Source organism: Ciceribacter thiooxidans, from assembly GCF_014126615.1.
Lineage (GTDB): Bacteria > Pseudomonadota > Alphaproteobacteria > Rhizobiales > Rhizobiaceae > Allorhizobium > Allorhizobium thiooxidans.
In genome coordinates this window covers 1081964-1101822 of sequence record NZ_CP059897.1, presented here as the reverse complement: position 1 = coordinate 1101822, position 19859 = coordinate 1081964, and the positions used below count along the sequence as shown (strand labels likewise).

General features: G+C 64.1%; 19 protein-coding genes and 1 pseudogene. 12 read left to right on the top strand and 8 right to left on the bottom strand.

Annotation, left to right across the window (positions count from 1 at the left end; translation table 11 throughout):
* Positions 1 to 7: 7 nt before the first annotated feature.
* The 3 genes and pseudogenes from betC (at position 8) to H4I97_RS23125 (ending at position 2672) form a co-directional block, all read left to right on the top strand.
* Positions 8 to 1524 (top strand): annotated as a pseudogene (gene betC, locus H4I97_RS23135) (choline-sulfatase).
* 114 nt (positions 1525 to 1638) lie between these two features.
* Positions 1639 to 1863 (top strand): hypothetical protein, encoded by a 225-nt coding sequence (locus H4I97_RS23130; RefSeq protein ID WP_182308036.1) that lies wholly within the window; start codon positions 1639 to 1641, stop codon positions 1861 to 1863.
* A 65-nt stretch (positions 1864 to 1928) separates the two neighbouring features.
* On the top strand, positions 1929 to 2672 hold the full coding sequence (locus H4I97_RS23125; RefSeq protein ID WP_182308035.1) for a nucleotidyl transferase AbiEii/AbiGii toxin family protein: 744 nt from the start codon (positions 1929 to 1931) through the stop codon (positions 2670 to 2672).
* Positions 2673 to 2774: 102 nt separating this feature from the next.
* Here the strand turns inward: H4I97_RS23125 and H4I97_RS23120 are convergent, their stop codons facing one another.
* Entirely contained in the window at positions 2775 to 3812 is a 1038-nt protein-coding gene (locus H4I97_RS23120) for an aldo/keto reductase (protein WP_182308034.1), read from the bottom strand.
* 30 nt (positions 3813 to 3842) lie between these two features.
* Entirely contained in the window at positions 3843 to 5006 is a 1164-nt protein-coding gene (locus tag H4I97_RS23115; RefSeq protein ID WP_182308033.1) for an MFS transporter, read from the bottom strand.
* 100 nt (positions 5007 to 5106) lie between these two features.
* Between H4I97_RS23115 and H4I97_RS23110 the strand changes: the two genes are divergently transcribed.
* Positions 5107 to 6012: a LysR family transcriptional regulator gene (locus tag H4I97_RS23110; protein ID WP_182308032.1), complete on the top strand. Its 906-nt coding sequence runs from the start codon at positions 5107 to 5109 to the stop codon at positions 6010 to 6012.
* Positions 6013 to 6051: 39 nt separating this feature from the next.
* On the opposite strand, the gene H4I97_RS23105 is transcribed toward H4I97_RS23110, so the two are convergent.
* The 3 genes from H4I97_RS23105 to H4I97_RS23095 all read right to left on the bottom strand — a co-directional run bounded on the left by H4I97_RS23105 (position 6052) and on the right by H4I97_RS23095 (position 8952).
* The gene (locus tag H4I97_RS23105; protein ID WP_182308031.1) at positions 6052 to 6498 is read right to left on the bottom strand and encodes a hypothetical protein; all 447 of its coding nucleotides are present in this window, start codon (positions 6496 to 6498) and stop codon (positions 6052 to 6054) included.
* Positions 6499 to 6591: 93 nt separating this feature from the next.
* A complete protein-coding gene (gene glgX, locus H4I97_RS23100) occupies positions 6592 to 8670 on the bottom strand; it encodes a glycogen debranching protein GlgX (RefSeq protein ID WP_182308030.1) in 2079 nt (692 codons plus the stop codon).
* Between the two features lie 66 nt (positions 8671 to 8736).
* Positions 8737 to 8952 (bottom strand): hypothetical protein, encoded by a 216-nt coding sequence (locus H4I97_RS23095; RefSeq protein WP_182308029.1) that lies wholly within the window; start codon positions 8950 to 8952, stop codon positions 8737 to 8739.
* Between the two features lie 113 nt (positions 8953 to 9065).
* On the opposite strand from H4I97_RS23095, the gene H4I97_RS23090 reads away from it, so the two are divergent.
* Both H4I97_RS23090 and H4I97_RS23085 read left to right on the top strand, forming a co-directional pair.
* Positions 9066 to 9551, top strand: a complete 486-nt coding sequence (locus tag H4I97_RS23090; RefSeq protein WP_182308028.1) for a hypothetical protein — start codon at positions 9066 to 9068, stop codon at positions 9549 to 9551.
* 8 nt (positions 9552 to 9559) lie between these two features.
* Complete coding sequence (locus tag H4I97_RS23085) at positions 9560 to 10000, top strand: DUF421 domain-containing protein (protein ID WP_182308027.1); 441 nt, start codon at positions 9560 to 9562, stop codon at positions 9998 to 10000.
* Between the two features lie 26 nt (positions 10001 to 10026).
* Here H4I97_RS23085 and H4I97_RS23080 read toward each other — a convergent pair whose 3' ends face one another.
* Complete coding sequence (locus H4I97_RS23080) at positions 10027 to 10737, bottom strand: GntR family transcriptional regulator (RefSeq protein WP_182308026.1); 711 nt, start codon at positions 10735 to 10737, stop codon at positions 10027 to 10029.
* Positions 10738 to 10988: 251 nt separating this feature from the next.
* On the opposite strand from H4I97_RS23080, the gene H4I97_RS23075 reads away from it, so the two are divergent.
* The 6 genes from H4I97_RS23075 (at position 10989) to H4I97_RS23050 (ending at position 16937) form a co-directional block, all read left to right on the top strand.
* On the top strand, positions 10989 to 12086 hold the full coding sequence (locus tag H4I97_RS23075) for an ABC transporter ATP-binding protein (RefSeq protein WP_182308025.1): 1098 nt from the start codon (positions 10989 to 10991) through the stop codon (positions 12084 to 12086).
* A 31-nt stretch (positions 12087 to 12117) separates the two neighbouring features.
* Entirely contained in the window at positions 12118 to 13407 is a 1290-nt protein-coding gene (locus H4I97_RS23070) for an ABC transporter substrate-binding protein (protein ID WP_182308024.1), read from the top strand.
* 205 nt (positions 13408 to 13612) lie between these two features.
* The gene (locus tag H4I97_RS23065; RefSeq protein WP_182308023.1) at positions 13613 to 14518 is read left to right on the top strand and encodes an ABC transporter permease; all 906 of its coding nucleotides are present in this window, start codon (positions 13613 to 13615) and stop codon (positions 14516 to 14518) included.
* A 1-nt stretch (position 14519) separates the two neighbouring features.
* Positions 14520 to 15338: an ABC transporter permease gene (locus tag H4I97_RS23060; protein ID WP_182308022.1), complete on the top strand. Its 819-nt coding sequence runs from the start codon at positions 14520 to 14522 to the stop codon at positions 15336 to 15338.
* Positions 15339 to 15351: 13 nt separating this feature from the next.
* Complete coding sequence (locus H4I97_RS23055) at positions 15352 to 16095, top strand: aspartate/glutamate racemase family protein (RefSeq protein ID WP_182308021.1); 744 nt, start codon at positions 15352 to 15354, stop codon at positions 16093 to 16095.
* Positions 16095 to 16937, top strand: a complete 843-nt coding sequence (locus tag H4I97_RS23050) for a GNAT family N-acetyltransferase (RefSeq protein WP_182308020.1) — start codon at positions 16095 to 16097, stop codon at positions 16935 to 16937. Before H4I97_RS23055 ends, H4I97_RS23050 begins: the two co-directional genes overlap by 1 nt.
* Here H4I97_RS23050 and H4I97_RS23045 read toward each other — a convergent pair.
* Together H4I97_RS23045 and H4I97_RS23040 are read right to left on the bottom strand one after the other, a co-directional pair.
* Complete coding sequence (locus H4I97_RS23045) at positions 16907 to 19003, bottom strand: ATP-binding protein (protein ID WP_182308019.1); 2097 nt, start codon at positions 19001 to 19003, stop codon at positions 16907 to 16909. The genes H4I97_RS23050 and H4I97_RS23045 overlap by 31 nt on opposite strands.
* Entirely contained in the window at positions 19000 to 19743 is a 744-nt protein-coding gene (locus H4I97_RS23040) for a response regulator transcription factor (RefSeq protein ID WP_182308018.1), read from the bottom strand. Before H4I97_RS23040 ends, H4I97_RS23045 begins: the two co-directional genes overlap by 4 nt.
* Positions 19744 to 19859: the final 116 nt, after the last annotated feature.

Below are 19859 nucleotides of genomic sequence, written 5' to 3'. Positions count from 1 at the left end.
AGACGTCATGGCGCGACCCAATATTCTCGTCCTGATGGTGGATCAGCTGAACGGAACCCTGTTTCCCGACGGCCCCGCCGACTTCCTGCACGCGCCGAACCTGAAGGCGCTGGCGGAGCGCTCTGTGCGCTTCGCCAACACCTACACGGCAAGCCCGCTCTGCGCGCCGGCAAGGGCATCGTTCATGTCGGGCCAGTTGCCCAGTCGCACACGCGTCTACGACAACGCCGCCGAGTTCGCTTCCGACATCCCGACCTATGCCCATCATCTCAGGGCGGCCGGCTACCAGACCTGCCTCTCGGGGAAGATGCATTTCGTTGGACCCGACCAGTTGCACGGCTTCGAGGAAAGGCTGACGACGGACATCTACCCGGCCGATTTCGGCTGGACACCCGACTATCGCAAGCCCGGCGAGCGGATCGACTGGTGGTATCACAATCTCGGCTCGGTGACCGGGGCCGGCACGGCCGAGATCACCAACCAAATGGAATATGACGACGAGGTCGCCTATCATGCGACGCGCAAGCTCTACGATCTCGCGCGCGGCAACGATGACCGGCCTTGGTGCCTGACGGTCAGCTTCACCCACCCGCACGACCCTTATGTCGCCCGTAAATGCTTCTGGGACCTCTATGCGGACTGCCCCGCGCTCGACCCGAAGGTCGGCGTGATCCCGTTCGAGGAGCAGGATCCCCATTCGCAGCGCCTGCTCGTTGCCTGCGACCACGACGCGTTCGAGATCACCCAGGAGGACGTGCGGCGGGCGCGGCGCGGCTATTTCGCCAACATCTCCTATGTCGACGAGAAGATCGGCGAAATCATCGACGTGCTGGAGCGGACCGGCATGCGTGAGGATACCGTGATCCTCTTTGTTTCCGATCACGGCGACATGCTTGGTGAACGCGGGCTCTGGTTCAAGATGTGCTTCTTCGAAGGCTCGGCACGCGTGCCGCTGATGATTTCGGCCGCCGGCTGGAAACCCGGGCTCGTCGACGCGCCCGTCTCGACACTCGACGTCACGCCGACGATCGCGGCCATGGCCGGTATCGACATCGCTTCCGTACGCCCCTGGACCGACGGCGAGGATCTCGGTCCCGTCGTCCGGGGGAAGACAACCGTGGGCCCGTGCCGATGGAATATGCCGCAGAGGGCTCCGAGGCGCCGCTCGTCGGGCTCAGGGCCGGCCCGTACAAGCTGACGCTCTGTGAGAAGGACCCTCCGCTTCTCTTCGATGTAGAGGCTGATCCCGACGAGTTGCAGAACCTCGCCGGAGACCGGCGTCACGGAGACGATCTCGCCAGCCTTACCGCCGAATGTCAGAAGCGCTGGAACCTTCAGGCCTTCGACGCCGCCGTCCGGGAAAGCCAGGCGCGGCGCTGGGTCGTCTATACCGCCCTGCGCAACGGCTCCTACTATCCGTGGGACTACCAGCCACTGCAGAAGGCTTCGGAGCGCTACATGCGCAACCACATGGACCTCAACGTGCTCGAGGAAAGGCAAAGGTTCCCGCACACGTCGGCGTAAGCGCTCTGCGGCGGCGAGACGGCGCGCCTACTGCCATGAGCGCGCCGACGATCAGCGGTGCTGGTCTGTCGAACTATTTGATTGTTCCGCGTTTTTCTGCTAGGAACTGCGACGATGAAGACGCATTTTGGATCGATGATCGTGCCTGCGGAATTCCCGGAGCTTGGGGCTCTCGTCTGGAACCGTGATCCTGCGCGTCCGATACCTGCGCGAGATGTATTCTTTCTCTATGAACGCAACTGGCGCTTTGTGGACCGTGAACACCTTACCGACAAGGAACGCCTTCTCATCGAGGAACTTACCGAAGAGTTCGGCAACGGCCGGATGCTGACCGCCTGATCGCGCAGGTCTTGCACGCGGCACCGAAATGAACGCGTTCTGCTGTGACCACGGTAGGGAATTTCATGACCTTCTATCGTCCCCAACATGAGAACATCGCAGAACTCCTCCGCTCGGCGAACCGTGACCTCTTGATGGGCAGCAGGTGCTTCTTCGGCGGAGGAACTGCAATCGTCCTGAAGAACGGCGAATACCGCCAGTCGCTCGATCTCGACTTCCTGTGCGCCGACGTCGACGGGTATCGAAAGCTCCGCAATGCTCTCCTGGAACAGGGTGTAGGCGTGATCTTTCCGGTGCCGGTGAAATCTCTCCGGGAGATCCATGCAGACGGCTACGGAATCCGAACTCTCCTCGAGTACAAGGGACAGCGCATCAGGTTCGAGATCGTACGAGAAGCCCGCATCGAACTGCACGGGGCTATCGACCCTGTTCTACTCGTACCCGTCCTGAGCATTGAAGACATGTTCGCTGAGAAACTGCTCGCCAACTCCGACAGGTGTTTCGACCGGGCAGTATGCTATCGTGATGCCATCGATCTTGGTCGGCTGGTCGAGGCGCACCACCACATTCCCGCAGCAGCAGTGGAAAAAGCCGAGAGAGCCTACGGTGCTGACATTGCCCGCAAGATGTCGGGTGTGCTGAACCTCCTGCTGAACCGAGGACTGGTCGAGACAGTCGCACGTGAACTCGACATGAGTGACGATGGTGCAATTTCGGCCGTTTCGAACCTGCGATTGGAAGCTATACGCATCTGGCCGCATGCGGGTATCCAGACCGAACAGAGCCCGGACGAGCGGAACAACCTCTGACACTCGTAAACGATCTGATGTGACGATATCTCCCTCGGTTTAGAGGTTGCCGTCGCGCCCGTTGGGATACGACGGCGAGATTTCTTTGCACACTCCTCTGCGTCACCCCGCAATCGGCGGGGCGAGGCGGGCGAAGCCTTCCTGGCGGCGGTAGGGAAAATGCGGATAAGGTGCCGTGATGGCGCTTGCCGCGTCGAGCTTCGCGACCTGGTCGTCCGTGAGCGTCCAGCCGACCGCGCCGAGGTTCTGGCGAAGCTGCTCCTCGTTGCGGGCACCGATGATCACGGAAGCGACAGTCGGCCGGCGGGTCAGCCAGTTAAGCGCCACCTGCGGTACGGTCTTGCCGGTCTCCTCGGCGATCGTCTCCAGCGCATCCACGACGCGGTAAAGGTGCTCGTCCTCCACCGGCGGACCAAAACTTGCCGTTTCATGCAGCCGACTGCCCTCGGGCAGGGCCACGCCGCGGCGAATCTTGCCCGTCAGCCGTCCCCAGCCAAGCGGGCTCCACACCAGCGCACCGAGCCCCTGGTCCGCGCCGAGCGGCATCAGGTCCCACTCGTAATCGCGGCCGACCAGCGAGTAATAGACCTGGTTTGCCACATAGCGCGGCCAGCCGTACCGGTCGGCGACGGCGAGCGCCTTCATGATCTGCCAGCCGGAGAAGTTCGACACGCCGACGTAGCGGACCTTGCCGGCACGTACGAGCGTGTCGAGCGTGGACAGGACCTCCTCGACCGGTGTTGCCGCATCGAAGGCGTGCAGCTGCAGGATATCGATGTAGTCGGTGTCGAGCCGTCTTAGCGCGTCCTCCACGGCGCGGATCAGCCTGAAGCGCGACGTGCCGGCATCGTTCGGCCCCTCGCCCATCGGCAGGCCGGTCTTCGTCGAAAACAGCGCCCGGTCGCGGCGTCCCTTAAGCGCCGCGCCGAGCACGGTCTCGGACGCGCCGTCCGAATAGACGTCTGCCGTGTCGAAGAGATTGACGCCGGCCTCGAGGCAGATGTCGACGAGGCGGCGGGCCTCCTTGTCGTCGGTATTGCCCCAGGCACCGAAGAGCGGCCCCGAGCCGCCGAAGGTGCCGGCGCCGAAACTCAAGACCGGAACCTTGAGGCCGGAGCGTCCGAGAAAGCGATAGTCCATGGCGTTGTCCTTTCAAACGCTGGAGAAAAGTCAGACGGCGGAAACGGAGCGCTGGTCGATCGCGGCGGCGGTGAGCGCGACGACGACCGCGGCCGCGGGGAAGAGTGCGGCGGCGAGCGGCACGAAGGCGAGACCGGGCCCATGATCGATAACCACGCCGCCGGCCCAAGCGCCGATGGCGTTGCCGAGGTTGAAGGCAGCGATGTTGAAGGAGGAGGCGAGGCTCTGGCCCGCGCCATCCGCCCGCGACAGGACCCACATCTGCAGCGGCGCGACGGTCGCGAAGCCGGCGGCTCCCAGTGCGCCTGCCAGGACGACGGCCGTGACGGGCGAACCGAAACCCACGAATATCAGGGCGAGCACCAGGGCGAGCACGACAAGCGTCCCGAAGACGGTCGCGAGAAGGTTGCGGTCTGCGAGACGTCCGCCGACCAGATTGCCGATCACCAGTCCGCCGCCGAAGACCAGCAGGATCGGCGACACGGCCGCGGCCCCAAAGCCGGAGATCCGGGTCAGCATCGGGGCTATGTAGGTGAATACTGCAAAGACACCGGCATAGCCGAGGACCGTGGTGACGAGCCCGAGGAGCACGGAGACGCGGAGAATTGCCGCGAGATCGCTCCGCCAGTCGCCGGCGTCGGCCGGACGCTCGTCGCGCGGCACGAGAACCGCGATAATCATCAGTGCGACAAGTCCGACGAGCGTGACGGCGAGGAACGTCGCGCGCCAGCCAAAGTGCTGGCCGATCCAGGTGCCGAGCGGCACGCCGAGGATATTGGCGGCGGTCAGGCCGGTGAACATGACGGCGATCGCCGAGGCCTTTCGATCCTCGGAAACCAGCCCGGTCGCGACCACCGAACCCACGCCGAAGAAGGTGCCGTGGGCAAGGGCCGTGAGCACGCGGGCGGCCATGAGAATGTTGTAGTCGGGGGCGAAGGCGCAGGCGGCATTGCCGGCAATGAAGACCGCCATCAGTGCCATAAGGACCATCTTGCGCGGCCAGCGTGCGGTCAGCGCGGTCAGAACCGGGGCGCCGACGACGACGCCGAGGGCATAGCCGGAAATGAGCAGGCCGGCCGCGGCGATCGACACGCCGAAGTCGGCGCTTACGTCGAGCAGCAGTCCCATGATGACGAATTCGGTGACGCCGATGCCGAAAGCACCGGCCGTCAGTGCATAGAGAGCGAGCGGCATGATTTCTCCTGTGATGGTGACGCCCGGTACAGGAGATAGATCTCACGGGAGAGATGCGATAGTATGCTGATTGGCACATCATTTATGAATTGAAAGACCAATGGCACGAACGGAAGTCAATCGTTCCGGCGAAATGGAAGTATTCGTCAGGATCGTCGAGCAAGGCGGCTTCTCGGCGGCGGCACGAGCCTGCCGCATGACGCCGTCGGCGGTCAGCAAGCTTGTCACCCGGCTCGAGACGCGGCTCGGCAATCGGCTCGTCAATCGTTCGACCCGCGCCTTCCAGCTCACCCCGGAGGGCTGCGCCTTCTACGAGCGGGCGACACGCATCCTCGCCGACATCGAGGACGCCGAGCGCGCCGCCGGTGCCGGCGAGCAGCCTGTCGGCCGCATCCGGCTCAACACCAGCGCATCGTATGCAACCCACATTCTGGCGCCAATCCTTCCCGATTTCCTCGAACGCTATCCCGAAATCACACTCGATCTGGTGCAGACCGACATGATCGTGGATCTGCTTGCCGAACGGACCGACGTCGCGGTGCGGGCCGGCCCGATGCGCAATTCCAGCCTCGTTGCCCGCAAGCTCGGCGAAACGAGGATGGCCGTCGTAGCGTCACCCGCCTATCTTGCACGCTTCGGCACGCCTGAGACGATCGAGGATCTCGACCGGCACAGCCGGCTCGGCTTCGGCTATGTTCGGGCGGTCGACGGCTGGCCTATGCTGAAGGACGGCGAGACCGTCGTCATTCCGGCGGTCGGCCGCCTACAGGCGAGCGACGGCGAGGCATTGCGCCGGCTCGCGCTGGAGGGGAACGGCCTGGCGCGGCTTGCGAGCTTCACGGTCCGAGAGGACATCGCGCAGGGCCATTTGGTGCCGGTGCTGGAGAATATCAATCCCGGCGACCGGGAGGCGTTCCACGCCATCCACATCGGCCAGGGCGGGCCGCTTCCCTCGCGGGTGCGCGCCCTCCTCGACTTTCTCGCGGCGCGGGGAAGGGTTTCGTAGGCCACCGGCTCCACCGAGGCCCGGCGATCATCCGCGGGGTCATTCGAGCCCGACCGCCCGCAGGATCGTCGAGAGGTCACGTTTCATGCTGCCCGACATGACAAAGTCGCCGCGCAGCGCCTTGAGGGCATAGCGCTCCCGCTCGATCTCGGCCGTCGTCCGGAAGCCGAGCCTCCGCAGGACCGGGAGCGGCGGGCACCAGCCCTGGACCGCATGCTGAAGGAGGAATGCTGCGACCAGCGCCGAGAACCCGTAGAACCGCCTGTCCACCCGCGAGCCGAGGGCAAGCCCGAGAAGGGAGAACGTCGCCGCGTTCGCTTCGAGCACCCGTTCGACATCCCATTCCTCGTCGAGGGTCCTGAGGCGCGCGTCGATATACTGCGGCATGTTGGCGAAGAAGCGTATCCGCTCGCGCAGTTCGTCGTCGATCCTGCGATTGATCTCCGGAGCGGTCCTTTCGCGGACGCGGCTTGCCGTCACGGTCATGGGTGGCCTCCTGCGCAAGATGGTTGCGGACCCGAACATCCGCGGCCGATCTTTGTTCCGCCTCGGGAGGCCCGAGAGATGAAGCCGAATGGCTCAGGGGCGACGAAACAGCGCCATCGACCGGGCGGGGATCACCCGCGTCTGCCCTTCCTTCGTGGTCTCTCCGGTCTGACCGTCACTCGTCGTGAGTTCGAGCACCCACCCCGCACCACCGGTCTTCGGCAACCGGCATTGAAGGTCGCGGTTCTCCGGATTGAAGATCAGCAGAATATCGCTCCAGACACCTGCCTGCTGTTGGAGGTCGGACCGGTGCAGCCGAAGGGTCAGGGCGTTGCCGCCGAGCCAGTGCTCGGGACGCTGCGGACCGCCCTTGTGGTTGAACCAGTCGATCAGCGTGCCATCGCGCCAGTTCGACCGCCGCAGGAGCGGCTGGGCGCGGCGAAGCGCGATCACCTTGCGGGCAAACTCGCGCAGCTGGTGACAGCCTTCCGGCAGGTTCTCCCAGTGCAGCCAGCTGACTTCGTTGTCCTGGCAATAGGCGTTGTTGTTGCCCATCTGGGAGCGGCCGAATTCATCGCCGGCCACCAGCATCGGCGTGCCGTGGGAGAAGAACAGCGTGGCGAGGAAGTTCCGCCGCTGCCGCTCACGGACCGCATTGATCGCCGGGTCGTCGGTCGGACCCTCCGCGCCGTAGCCGTGGCTCCGGTTGTGATTGTGGCCGTCGTTGTTGCCTTCCTGATTGGCCTCGTTGTGCTTGTGGTCGTAGGACACCAGATCGTTGAGCGTGAAGCCGTCATGGGCGGTAATGAAATTGACGCTCGTCCACGGGCGCCGCCCGGAAAAGTCGAAGATATCGCCGGAGCCGAGGAGACGCGCCGCAAAGTCGGGGGCGCAATTGTCCGCATCGAGCCAGTAGTCGCGGCAGGAATCGCGATACTTGTCGTTCCATTCCGCCCAGCCCGGCGGAAAGCCGCCCACCTGGTAGCCGCCCGGCCCGATGTCCCACGGCTCACCGATCAACTTTCTGGTCGCGAGCACCGGGTCCTGGGTGACGGCGTCGAAGAAGCCGCCGCGCCGGTCGAAGCCCTGCGGTTCGCGCCCGAGGATCGTGCCGAGGTCGAAACGGAAACCGTCGACCTCGAATTCCTCCGCCCAATAGCGAAGCGAATCCATCACCATCTGCAGCACCCGCGGGTGGGATGTATTCACCGTATTGCCGGTTCCGGTGTCGTTGACGTAGTAGCGGTGCGTGTCCGCCATGGTGCGGTAATAGGCGAAATTGTCGATACCCTTCATCGAGAGCGTCGGACCGAGTTCGTTGCCTTCCGCCGTGTGGTTGTAAACAACGTCGAGAATGACCTCGATGCCGGCGTCGTGAAAGGCCCGGATCATAGCCTTCAAGCCGACTGCACCCCGGGGCCCGAAATAGCGCGCAGCCGGTGCGAAGAAGGCGATCGTATTATAGCCCCAGTAGTTGCGCAGCCCCTTGTCGAGCAGGTGGTTGTCGTCGAAGAAGGCCTGGATCGGCATGAGCTCGACGGAGGTCACGCCGAGGCTGCGGATGTAGTCCACCGAAGCCGGATGACCGAGGCCTTCGAACGTGCCCCGCAGATCCTCCGGAACCGCAGGGTTGAGTTTGGTGAAGCCGCGAACGTGGGTCTCGTAAACGATGGTTTGCGCCCACGGCACCCGGAAGTCCATGCGTTCCTTGTCGCTCGGCCGGCTGGCGCCGAGAATCCGGCATTTCGGGACATAGGCGGCATTGTCGAGCGTACTGAAGGAGAGGTCCTTTTCGGGACTATCGATCTCATAACCGAAATTCGCCTTCGAAGGCTTGATCTCACCCACGAGCTCGCGGGCATAGGGATCGACGAGCAGCTTGTTCGGATTGAACCGGTGACCGTTCTCCGGATCGTACGGCCCATGAACCCGATAGCCGTAGAGCGCGCCCGGCTTCACGCCCGGCACATAGCCGTGCCAGACTTCGTTGGTATATTCCGGGAGGGCCAGTCGGGCGACCTCCATCTGGCCGGTCTCGTCGAAAAGGCAGAGCTCCACCTTCTCCGCATGGGACGAGAAGAGCGCGAAGTTCGTCCCCTCGCCGTCGGAGGTCGCGCCGAGAGCGTGGCCATAGCCGGCGACGATCTCGAGGCCGGCGCTGCGATTGTCCATGAAAGTCCCCTTGCGCGGATGGATACCGCACCTCAATCCGCCGGCCTATGTTTTGTTCCCGTCACGTCAATTGCGGTCGTCGAAGTAGAGCGCCGTCGAAAGGTAACCGAGGCTGAACGGTGCTCCGAAGGCGTAAAGCAGCAGAACTGCGCCGAGCGGGTCGCTTGTGAAGTCGCCGCCGGGCATGAGACCTGCCCGCAGGACGACGAACACACCCACAGCGACGCCGATCAGGAAGCCGGTTGCAAGATTGACGAGGACGAAGGGAATCAGACCCTGCATTTGCGTGTCTCCTCACCGCGACAACATCTGGAACGAAGAAGGGTTCCCCGCTCCGGCCGGAACGCCTGGCCCGGATTGCGCGTTTACGGCGCGACAAGAAGGAACGAATAGAAATGACCAACGACCGGGAGAGCCTCCAGTTGAAGGAGCATCGCGCCTTTCAGGCGAAGTTCTGGCGCCTCGAGCGGGTTGCATGGATATTCTTCGCGCTCATCCTCGTGGCGGTCGGCCTCGGCCTGAGCGGGTCCGGCGGTCCGCTTTCGCGATCGACGCTGGTGGCCGACCGCTCCGTTGCCGATGTGCCCCGATTCTCGCGGTGGGAGGCGCCTGACGAGATCCGCATCACGCTCGCACCGTCGAGCGACCAGAACCTGACGCTCGCAGCGGCATTCTTTTCGAAGTTCCAAATCGAAACCATGCAGCCTCCCCCTGCCCGCACCGATCCGGGGCAGTCTTCGACGGTCTATCATTTCGGTTCATCGGCGACGAAGCCGCTCCTGGTGTCGATCAACCTGAGACCGCTTCATCCGGGGCAGGTTGCCTATCCGCTCGGCCTCAACGGCAAGTCCGTCTCGGCCGAGACCTTCGTCTGGCCATAGGAGCGAGCATGGATTCGGTCATCCGCGGCTTTGCCATCTACTTCGTGCTGCTCATCGCCATCCGCTTCTCCGGACGGCGAACGATCGCACAGATGACGGCTTTCGATTTCGTGCTGCTGCTGATCATCGCCGAGACCACGCAGCAAGCGATGCTGGGAGACGATTTCTCCATCGCAAATGCCGCGATCCTCATCCTCACCCTGTTCGGCATCGATATCGCGCTCTCCTACGTCAAGAAATGGCTGCCGACGCTTGCGGTCATGGTCGACGGCACACCAACGGTTCTCGTCCGCGAGGGCGAAGTGGATACGAGCGCGCTCCGCTGGGCACGCCTGGACGAGGAAGACCTGCTTGCCGCCGGCCGCCGGCAGGGTCTCACCAGCCTCGACCAGATCCGCTTCGCAATCCTCGAGGCGAGCGGCGGGATCAGCATCATTCCGAAGAAATGAAGGTCGGGACCGAACCCTCCCCTGATTCAGATGCCGAGCGCGTCGCGCAGCGCAAGACCCTCCGCCGCGCGGAAATCGAGATCGGCCTCGATGTGGTCGATGTGATGCAGCATCAGATGCGCCGCCCTGTTCCCATCGCGCTGTTCCAGGGCATCGAGGATGTCAGCGTGCTCGTTGTTGCCGCAGCTCGAAACGCCGGTGCGGCCGTAGAGTGCGATCGCCAGCGATGACCGTGCGATCAGTTCTTCCATGAAGCGCTTGAGAACCTGGTTGCCGGAGATGGAGGCCACCATCAGGTGAAAGTCACCGGAGGCCTTGATCTCGGCGCGGCGTGCGGCGGGACCACGCTCGTTCATGTGCGCCGCCTCTTCGTCGAGATGGCGCCGGAAGGCCGCGACTTCGGCCGCCGTGATGCGGTCAGCGGCAGCGATCGCGATTCCCGGTTCGATCAGCCGGCGCGACGCGAAGACCTGACGGGCCTCTTCCGGTGACGGGCTGGAGACGAAGGCGCCGCGGTTGCGCTCCATCCTCACAAGCCCCTCGAATGCGAGCATCTGCAGCGCGGCCCGCGCCACCGTCCGGCTCGCGTCGAACAGTGCACCGACTTCGCTCTCGGTCAGCTTGGTGCCGGGGGCGAGGCGCCGGTCGACGATCGCGCTCCTCAGCGACTCGCGGATCGCTGCAGACCGGTCGTCCTGCAAGCTCTCGATCGCGCCCGCCTTTTCCGTTACATCCATGGCCTGTGTCCCGCTTCGCATTTCGCGCAGACTAGCCGATGTGGCGATGAATGCAAAGATGCTGGGAGATTGTGTACAATCTGCCCATAAGATCGCCATCAGCCGTCCAGAATCTGTGCACAGCAGGCCGGACGCGGCTCCATGCACGACAATCGAAGCGCAATAGCCTTTCCTTTTCAATTAGTTGAAGCAGCCAGACAAGAACTGGCACGGGCGATGCATGCTCTTTTGCGGACCTGGAGAGGGCGCGCATGAGCAAAGCCGCAGACATAGACATCGCATCGATCACCAAGATCTACGGCACCACGACGGCCGTGGATGCCGTCAGCCTGAAGATCCGCGCCGGCACGTATTGTTGCCTCCTCGGCCCCTCGGGCTGCGGCAAGACCTCGACGCTCAGGATGATCGCCGGCCACGAGACGGTCACCAGCGGCGACATCCTGCTCGGGTCCACGATGGTGACCGACCTGCCGCCCGCCCGGCGCGGGACGGCGATGATGTTCCAGTCTTACGCCCTCTTTCCCCATCTCGATCTCGTCGACAACGTCGCCTTCAGCCTCAAGATGAAGGGGATGGGGCGTGAGGCGCGCCGCGCCAAGGCGCTCGAGATGCTGGCGCTCATGCAGCTAGAACCCTATGCGACGCGACGGTCGGCGCAGCTTTCCGGCGGCCAGCAACAACGCGTGGCGCTCGCCCGCGCCCTGATCACCGATCCGGCGGTGTTGCTTCTCGACGAACCGCTTTCGGCGCTCGATCCCTTCCTCAAGGTCCGGATGCGCGCGGAACTGAAGAAGCTCCAGACCTCACTCGGCATCACCTTCGTCCATGTCACCCACAGCCAGGAAGAAGCGATGGCGCTCGCCGATCTCATCGTGGTGATGAACGACGGCAGGATCGAACAGGCGGCTGCGCCGCGCACCGTCTTCGAGGCGCCGGCGACCGCCTTCGTTGCCCGATTCATGGGCGACCACAACGTGATCTCCGGCCGCGTCGCCGCCTCCGACGCCGCGGGGCCGGTCATCGAGGTGCCGAACGGGGGCCGTTTCCGGGCAAATGGACCGGCGGCGGAAATCGGCGCGCTGGCGGACATTGCGGTCCGCACCGACCGTGTCCGCCTCGGCGATCCGATCGCGGAAGGCTACGGCTTCCAGGGGATCGTCGGCAACATCGAATATCTCGGCGCAACCGTACGGCTTTCGATCACGGGGGCCGGCCTCGACGAATTCACCGTCGTTGCGCGCGATACCGACTTCTTTGCCCGCGAACCGAAAATCGGAGAGGCCCTGCCGCTCTCCTGGAGCCAGAGCGACGCGATCGTCCTCGGCCGCCCGCAACACCGCAATCCCTGAGCAACCAAGAAAAACCAGAGGAGAACTGCGCATGACCGAGACCAATACCGAGAAGACGGGCATCACCCGCCGCAACCTGCTCAAGACCGCCTCCGCCGCGGCCGGTCTCGCCGCCGGCTCCGGCGCGATCACCGGCTTCCCGACCATCTGGGCACAGAACCCGATCACGCTGCGCCAGTTCGGCACGGGCGTGTCGAACATCAATGCCATCGCCGAGAAGTGCAAGGCCGATCTCGGCATCACGCTCGAGATGACGGCGACCGACAGCGACGCAGCCGCCCAGCGTGCCGTCACCCAGCCGAATTCCTACGACATCGCCGACATCGAATACTGGATCCTGAAGAAGGTCTACCCGACCGGCGTGATCCAGCCAATGGAGACGAAGAAGCTCAAGTATTACGACAAGGTCGTGCCGCTCTTCAAAACCGGCAAGCTCCTGCCCGACAGTGTGATCGCGCAAGGGACCGCGCCGCACACCGTCGGCTATGTCGAAAGCAAGGACGCCAAGACCTTTGCCAAGGGCGAGACCGAATTCTTCACGATGATGCCGACGATCTACAATGCCGATACGCTCGGCATCCGTCCGGACCTCGTCGGCCGCGAGATCTCCAGTTGGGCCGACATCATGGACCCGGCCTACAAGGGCAAGACCTCGATCCTCAACATTCCGTCGATCGGCATCATGGATGCGGCGATGATCATGGAGGCCATGGGCAAGATCAAGTACGCCGACAAGGGCAACATGACCAAGGAAGAGATCGACAAGACGATCGATTTCCTGATCGAGGCCAAGCAGGCCGGCCAGTTCCGCGCCTTCTGGAAGTCGTTCGACGAGAGCGTGAACCTGATGGCCTCCGGCGAGGTCGTCATCCAGTCCATGTGGTCTCCGGCGGTCGCCGCCGTGCGTTCCAAGGGCATCGCCTGCAAGTACCAGCCGCTGAAAGAAGGCTACCGTTCGTGGGGCGGCGGTCTCGGCCTCGCCTCGCACCTTTCCGGCGCGCAGCTCGACGCGGCCTATGAATACATCAACTGGTACACGTCCGGCTGGGTCGGCGGCTACCTCAACCGGCAGGGCTACTATTCCGCCTGCATGGAGACGGCGAAGGAATTCATGTCCGCCGACGAATGGGGCTACTGGATCGAGGGCAAGCCGGCCGCAGGCGACATCATGTCTCCTGAAGGCAAGGTGATGGAAAAAGCCGGTGCCGTGCGCGACGGCGGTTCCTTCGAGGAACGCATGGGCAAGGTCGCCTGCTGGAACTCGGTCATGGACGAGGACCGCTACATGGTCCGCCGCTGGAACGAGTTCATCGCGGCTTGATTGTCCACCCTCCTCTTGAGGGGGAGGGTCGGCGCATAGCGCCGGGGTGGGGTGATCGTTGCCAATGGGTCACCCCACCCGCGGCTACGCCGCGACCTCCCCCCTCAAGGGGGAGGTGTTTCCCCCTTCTCCCCGCTTGCGGGGAGAAGGTCCCGGCAGGGGGATGAGGGGCATTTATTGCGACCAATCGAAGGGTGAGACAATCATGACCACAGTCCGATTTCTCGGCGTCGGCGAACCGAAGCCGAAACGCGTGATCCGCGTCCCGCTCGGGCTTGTCTCCTATCTGCAGGCGACGCCGCTAGCGCTGATCCTCGGTTGTTTCCTGCTCCTGCCGATCCTGATGATCGCGACCGTGTCCTTCTGGGACTACGACTTCGCCCAGATGTATCCGGATTTCGTCACCTTCAACTATTCCGAGACGCTCGGCTCCTGGGTCACCTGGAAGACCTATCTCAACACGATCAAGTTTGCGGCGATCGTCTGGGCGATCACCCTCTTCATCGGTTTCTGGGTCGCCTATTTCCTCGCATTCCACGTTCGCAGCGCCGCGATGCAGACCGTGCTCTTCCTCGTCTGCACGGTGCCGTTCCTCACCTCGAACATCATCCGCATGATCTCGTGGATACCAGTCCTCGGGCGCAACGGGCTGATCAACAGCGCGCTTGTTTCCTCGGGCATCGTCACGGAGCCGGTGGAATGGCTCCTCTATTCCGATTTCGCCGTCGTGCTCGCCATGGTCCATCTCTATACGCTGTTCATGGTGACGCCGATCTTCAACACCATGATGCGTATCGACCGCTCCCTTCTCGAAGCGGCACGGGACGCCGGTGCCTCCGGCTGGCAGACGCTGGCGAACGTCGTGATCCCGCTTGCAAAACCCGGCATGGCGATCGGCACGATCTTCGTCGTCACGCTGGTGATGGCCGATTTCTCGACCGTCCAGGTGATGTCCGGCGGCCAGAGTGCCTCGGTCGCGCTGATGATGAAGAACCAGATGTCGCTGCTGCAATATCCGGCAGCGGCGGCGAATGCGGTCGTGCTGCTCGTCCTCGTCCTCCTGATGGTCGCAGCGATCCTGCGCGTCGTCGACATCCGCAGGGAGCTCTGACATGTACCGGGAAAAGCGTTCGCGCGAATTCAACGTCCTCGCCATCTTCTTCGCCCTCTTCGTGCTGTTCCTCTACGGTCCGCTCTCGGCGATCCTCATCCTCTCCTTCCAGGGGCCGAACGGCGGCCTGACCTTCCCGCTGAGCGGCGTGTCGCTGCACTGGTTCGCCAATCTCTTCGAACAGCAGGCGGTCGGAGATTTCGGCGGTTCCTTCCGCCGCTCCTTCGCGCTCGGCCTGATGGTAATGGTGGTCACCGTCCTCGTCTCGCTGCTTGCGGGGCTCGCCTTTCGCCGCCGCTTCGTCGGCGCCTCGGCGCTCTTTTATCTTTCCGTCGCAAGCCTCGTCGTCCCTTCGATCATCATCTCGCTCGGGATCGGCGTGCTCTTCAGCCAGCTCGGATTGCAGCCGGCCTGGTACTCGTCGGCCTTCGGCGCGCACCTCACCTGGACACTTCCCTTCGGCGTGCTGATCATGTTCGCCGTCTTCAACCGCTTCTCGCCCGCTTACGAGGAGGCCGCCCGCGACCTCGGGGCGAGCGCCTGGCAGACCTTCCGCCACGTCGTGCTGCCGATGATCGCGCCCTCCCTCGTCGGCATCGGCCTCTTCGGCTTCAGCCTCTCCTATGACGAGTTCGCCCGGTCGCTAATGACGTCCGGCACCTACAACACGCTGCCGCTCGAGATCTACGGCATGACCACCAACGTCACCACGCCTGTTCTCTATGCGCTCGGCACGGTGACCACGCTCTTCTCCTTCCTCGTGATCGGCGGGACGCTGGCGCTGATCTCCTTCATCAATCGCCGTCGTCGCGACGGTTGAGGTTTGCCCGCTCATGCGCATCGCCGTCATCAATCCGAACACGACCGCCAGCATGACCGCGACCATCGGCGATGCCGCCCGTCGCGTCGCCAATCCCTCGACCGTCATTGACGCGGTCACCTCTTCGATGGGGCCGACCTCGATCGAGGGCTACTACGACGAGGCGCTCGCGGTACCGGGACTCCTGCTCGAAATCGCCCGGGCGGAGAGAGAGGGCGCCGCTGCCGCGATCATCGCCTGTTTCGACGACACCGGACTCGACGCGGCGCGCGCGCTTGCCGCAATCCCGGTCATCGGCATCTGCGAAGCGGCACTCGCCGCGACCTCCTTCATCGCCCAGCGCTTCTCCGTCGTCACGACCATGGAACGGTCACGCCTGCCGGTCGAGGCGCTCGTCCACCGCTACGGCATGGCGGGGCGATGCAGGGTGCGCGCCGCTGACATTCCCGTGCTCTCGCTCGAAGACCCGCAATCGAACGCCCGCGACCGGCTGCGCAGCGAAATCGCAGCGGCGCTGAAGGAGGATCGGGCGGAGGCGATCGTGCTCGGCTGCGCCGGCATGGCCGATCTCTGCCTCGATCTCCGGCGCGAATTCGCCGTACCCGTGGTCGACGGTGTCGCGTCCGCCATCAAGCAGGCGGAAGCGCTGGTGGCCATGGGCTTGTCCACGGCCAAGCGAAGCGCTTATGCTCGGCCGGTCGACAAGCGATATGACGGGGCGATGGAGGCCTTCGCGCCGTCAACCATGGGGGTGTGATGGACCAGCCGAAACCGGAAATCCGCGTTCTCGACGGTGCCGGGGTCGAGCGCCTCGTCGTCTGGGCAAGAGACGAAGGCTGGAACCCCGGGCTTGCCGACGCTGCGGCATTCCAGACGGCTGACCCTGAAGGCTTCCTCGGCTGCTTCCTCGACGCCGAGCTAGTCGCCGGCATTTCCGCCGTCGCCTACGGAGAGGGCTTCGGCTTCATCGGCCTCTATATCTGCCGTCCGGAGCATCGCGGCAGGGGCTACGGCAAGCTGGTCTGGGACGCTGGCATGGCCCGGCTTGGGGCGCGCACGATCGGGCTCGACGGCGTCCCGGCGCAGCAGGCGAACTACGCCCGCATGGGCTTCGTCGCGGCCTACGACACGCTGCGCTGGAGCGGGCGCCCCGCGCACCCGCAACCAGGAGCCCATATCGTCACCGTGACACCGGAGCTTGTTCCCCAGATCCTCGCCTATGACCGCCCTCACTTTCCGGCCGAACGGGACGACTTCTTGCGAGCATGGCTGGCTCAGCCACGTCACGCCCGCGCGGTACTGCGCAACGGAAACGTGTACGGCTATGCCGTCGTCCGGGAGTGTCACGAGGGCTTCAAGATCGGGCCGCTCTTCGCTGACGGCCTCCAAGATGCAAAGGCCCTTCTCGCAGCCTGCGCCGCGGCTTCGGGCAGCGGCACGCTTCATATCGACGTCCCTGTCGGCCAGGAAGCGTTCGCCGAACACCTCTGGGCGCTCGGCTTTTCGGAAGGGTTCGCGACCAAGCGAATGTACCGGGGGCCGGCGCCGAGGCTTGCGATGGGCGGCATCTACGGCACGACGACACTCGAACTCGGGTGAAGCTCCAGCGTCACGGTGGTTCCCACTCCAGCCCTGGACTCGATCTTTGCGTCTCCACCGCTCTGCCGGACGAAGCCGTAGACCATCGCAAGCCCGAGGCCCGCTCCGCCGTCTTCGCTTCGGGTGGTGAAATACGGTTCGAAGGCCTTGTCGACGGCTTCTGGCGACATGCCGACACCGCTGTCCTTCACGGACACCGAAACGACGTTACCATCCGCCCTCGCCCCGACCTCGATAGTACCGCCATCCGGCATCGCTGCAGCGGCATTCAGGCAGAGGTTGAGAACCGACTGCTCGAAGAGCGCAGCGTCGACGTCGATCGTCGGAAGATCGCTCGCGAGATCGAGCCGGATATGACATTTCGGGCCGACGGCGATCTCCAGAATGTCGGCCATGCCGCGCAGAAGGGCAGAAAGGTCGACCGTGCTCGGGCTGATCGGATGCTGGCTGCCCACCGACAGCATGCTCGCGGCGAGGGCCCGGCCGCGGTCGGCCGCCTTCCGGATACGGGCGATGTGACGTTTCTGACGATCGTTGAACCCCTGATCCCGTTCCAGGAGCCCGAGACTGCCGGTTATGATGCCGATCATGTTGCCGACTTCGTGGCTCACCTGATGGGTCATGCGCATGATCCCGTCGAGGCGCTGGGCCTTGGCGGCTTCCGCCTCCTGGCGATCTGTTTCGGTCACGTCGCGCGCGAGAAGCACGATGCCGCCGTCCGGCTGTCGGGACAGTGATATCTCGATGATACGTCCGCTGTCCGAGCGATGGCGCAGCACGGCGCGCTCGGCAAGCCGCCCCGCCTCGTCCGCCTGTGGCAACAGGGCCGGGTCGATCTCCGGGATCTGTTCGACAAACCGGCGCAAGGGAAGCTTGCGCGCGGAGCCCGACTGTCCGACGAGCTCGATCACGCGGCGGTTCATGGTGATGGGGCGACCGGCGGCATCAAAGAGCGCGATGCCTTCGTTCATGGTGCGAAAGGTCGAGCGTATGGTGCGGGCGGCCGCCTCAGCCGTTCGTCGCAGCCGCGACACGCGGTCGACGCTTTCCTTGAACGCCGAGAAGGCGACCAGCAGCCGCACCAGTTCCGTCTCGGAGCCATCATAGGCAGGCAGCGCGACATTGCTTTCACCCTTGGCGAGGGCGTTCATGCCGTTCGAGAGCGCGACGATGCCGCGCGAGACGCGCATGACGGAGCGTATCGAAACCACCGCGACGACGAGAACCAGGAGCGAGGCCACGGCAACGATCACCAGCAGACGGCTCAGCGCCGCCGACGTCGTGGCGAGATCCTCGTTGAGGCTGCGGGTTATTACCTCGCTTTGGGTTTCCGTCGCATGCGAGAGCTGGCGGGAGACGGAATGGAGACGGGTTACGGCTCCCCGGATCGCGAACATTTCGAGCAGGTAGCGTGTCTGCGCGTCGAATACGCGCTTGTAGGGTTCAAGGTCCGCCTCCGCAACGACGACCGACGGTGCTGAGGTTTCCGCGACGTAGCGGCGCAGCAGTTCCCCGAGCTGGAAGAGGCTGTCAGAATTCGATGCCGCCTGAACGATCCCGTTGAGGCGCCGCCGCAGACCGGTATCGACGATGATCTGCCCGGTGGCGATTTCGCCGAGTGCCGCCGCCGCATCCGCCTTGTGCCTCTGGGCAGCCTCGGCATCGTCCACCAGATGCACGGTTTGCGTGCGGATCGTCTGCAGGAGCATCAGAACCTCCCGGCTCGCAAAGCTCTTCTGCGCGTTCTCGCGCGACTGGCTCTCTATGGTCTTCAACAGATTGTCGACCTGGATCACCACAGCACGGCTTTCACTGGAGACGCGATACGGCGATGTCGCATTCATGAGGAAGGGGGCGCTGGACACGAGGTCGGATACTTGCCGTGAGACCAGCGAGGCCTTGGCAAGACCGGAAAAGGCCTGGAGCCCATAGGCCGCCATCTCGTCGCGTGCCTTCTGAAGACCGTAGATCGCCGTAACCGCCAGGCTGAGCGCCAGAAAGCAGATGAAGAGAATGGCAAAGGGCAGTCGGAATGCGATGGAGGAAAGGAACGGACGACTGATCACAGCACCGGCTCGGCATCGTCGGTGTGGAGGACGTAGCCCTTGCCCCGGCGTGTCTGGATATGCCGCGGCAAATCCGGGTTGCGCTCGATCTTGCGCCGCAGCCGCAGGATCAGAACATCGACATTGCGGTCGATGTAGCGATCGCTTTCCGCCCCGAGGCGATCGAGGATCTGGGCGCGGCTCACCGGCACGTTCGGACGCTCCGCCAAGATCTCGAGCAGCGCAAATTCCGCCGTCGTCAGTGTGCGGCTGCGGTCGACGAGGCAAACCGCGTGGCGGCCCTTGAGATCGACGGCCCAGTCGCCGAGGCGGAGCGACGATGAGGGTTGCTGCTCGCGCTCACCTTCCCTTTCCTGTTTCAGCGAAGGGACGGTCCGTCGAAGCACCGCCTTGATGCGGGCAGTGAGTTCGATCGGTTCGAACGGCTTGACGACGTAATCGTCCGCGGCGGTTTCGAGCCCGAGTACGCGGTCGGTCGCACTTCCCGCGGCTGTGACCATGACGATGCCCACGCTGGTCTGCGCGCGAAGGCGCTGGGCGAAGGCGCGACCGGAGGTGCCCGGAAGATTGTGATCGACCAGAACCAGATGGACGGTCTCATGCTCCAGCAGCCCGGCCGCCTCCTCCGCCGAGCCTGCGGTGACCGGCTGCCAACCTTCGGTCTCGACGAGATCGGAGATGAGCTCCGCCATATCCGGATCGTCCTCGACGATCAGAATCCTCACCTTCTCCTTCAACATGCGTCAGTCCTCCCCCGCCATCATAGGCAGACGGAGCGCAATGTTCAAAGGCTCGCTGGTTATGGCCGTTCGTCACATTTGTAACTTTTGTAACGCCTGCAACGCCCTTCGGCACT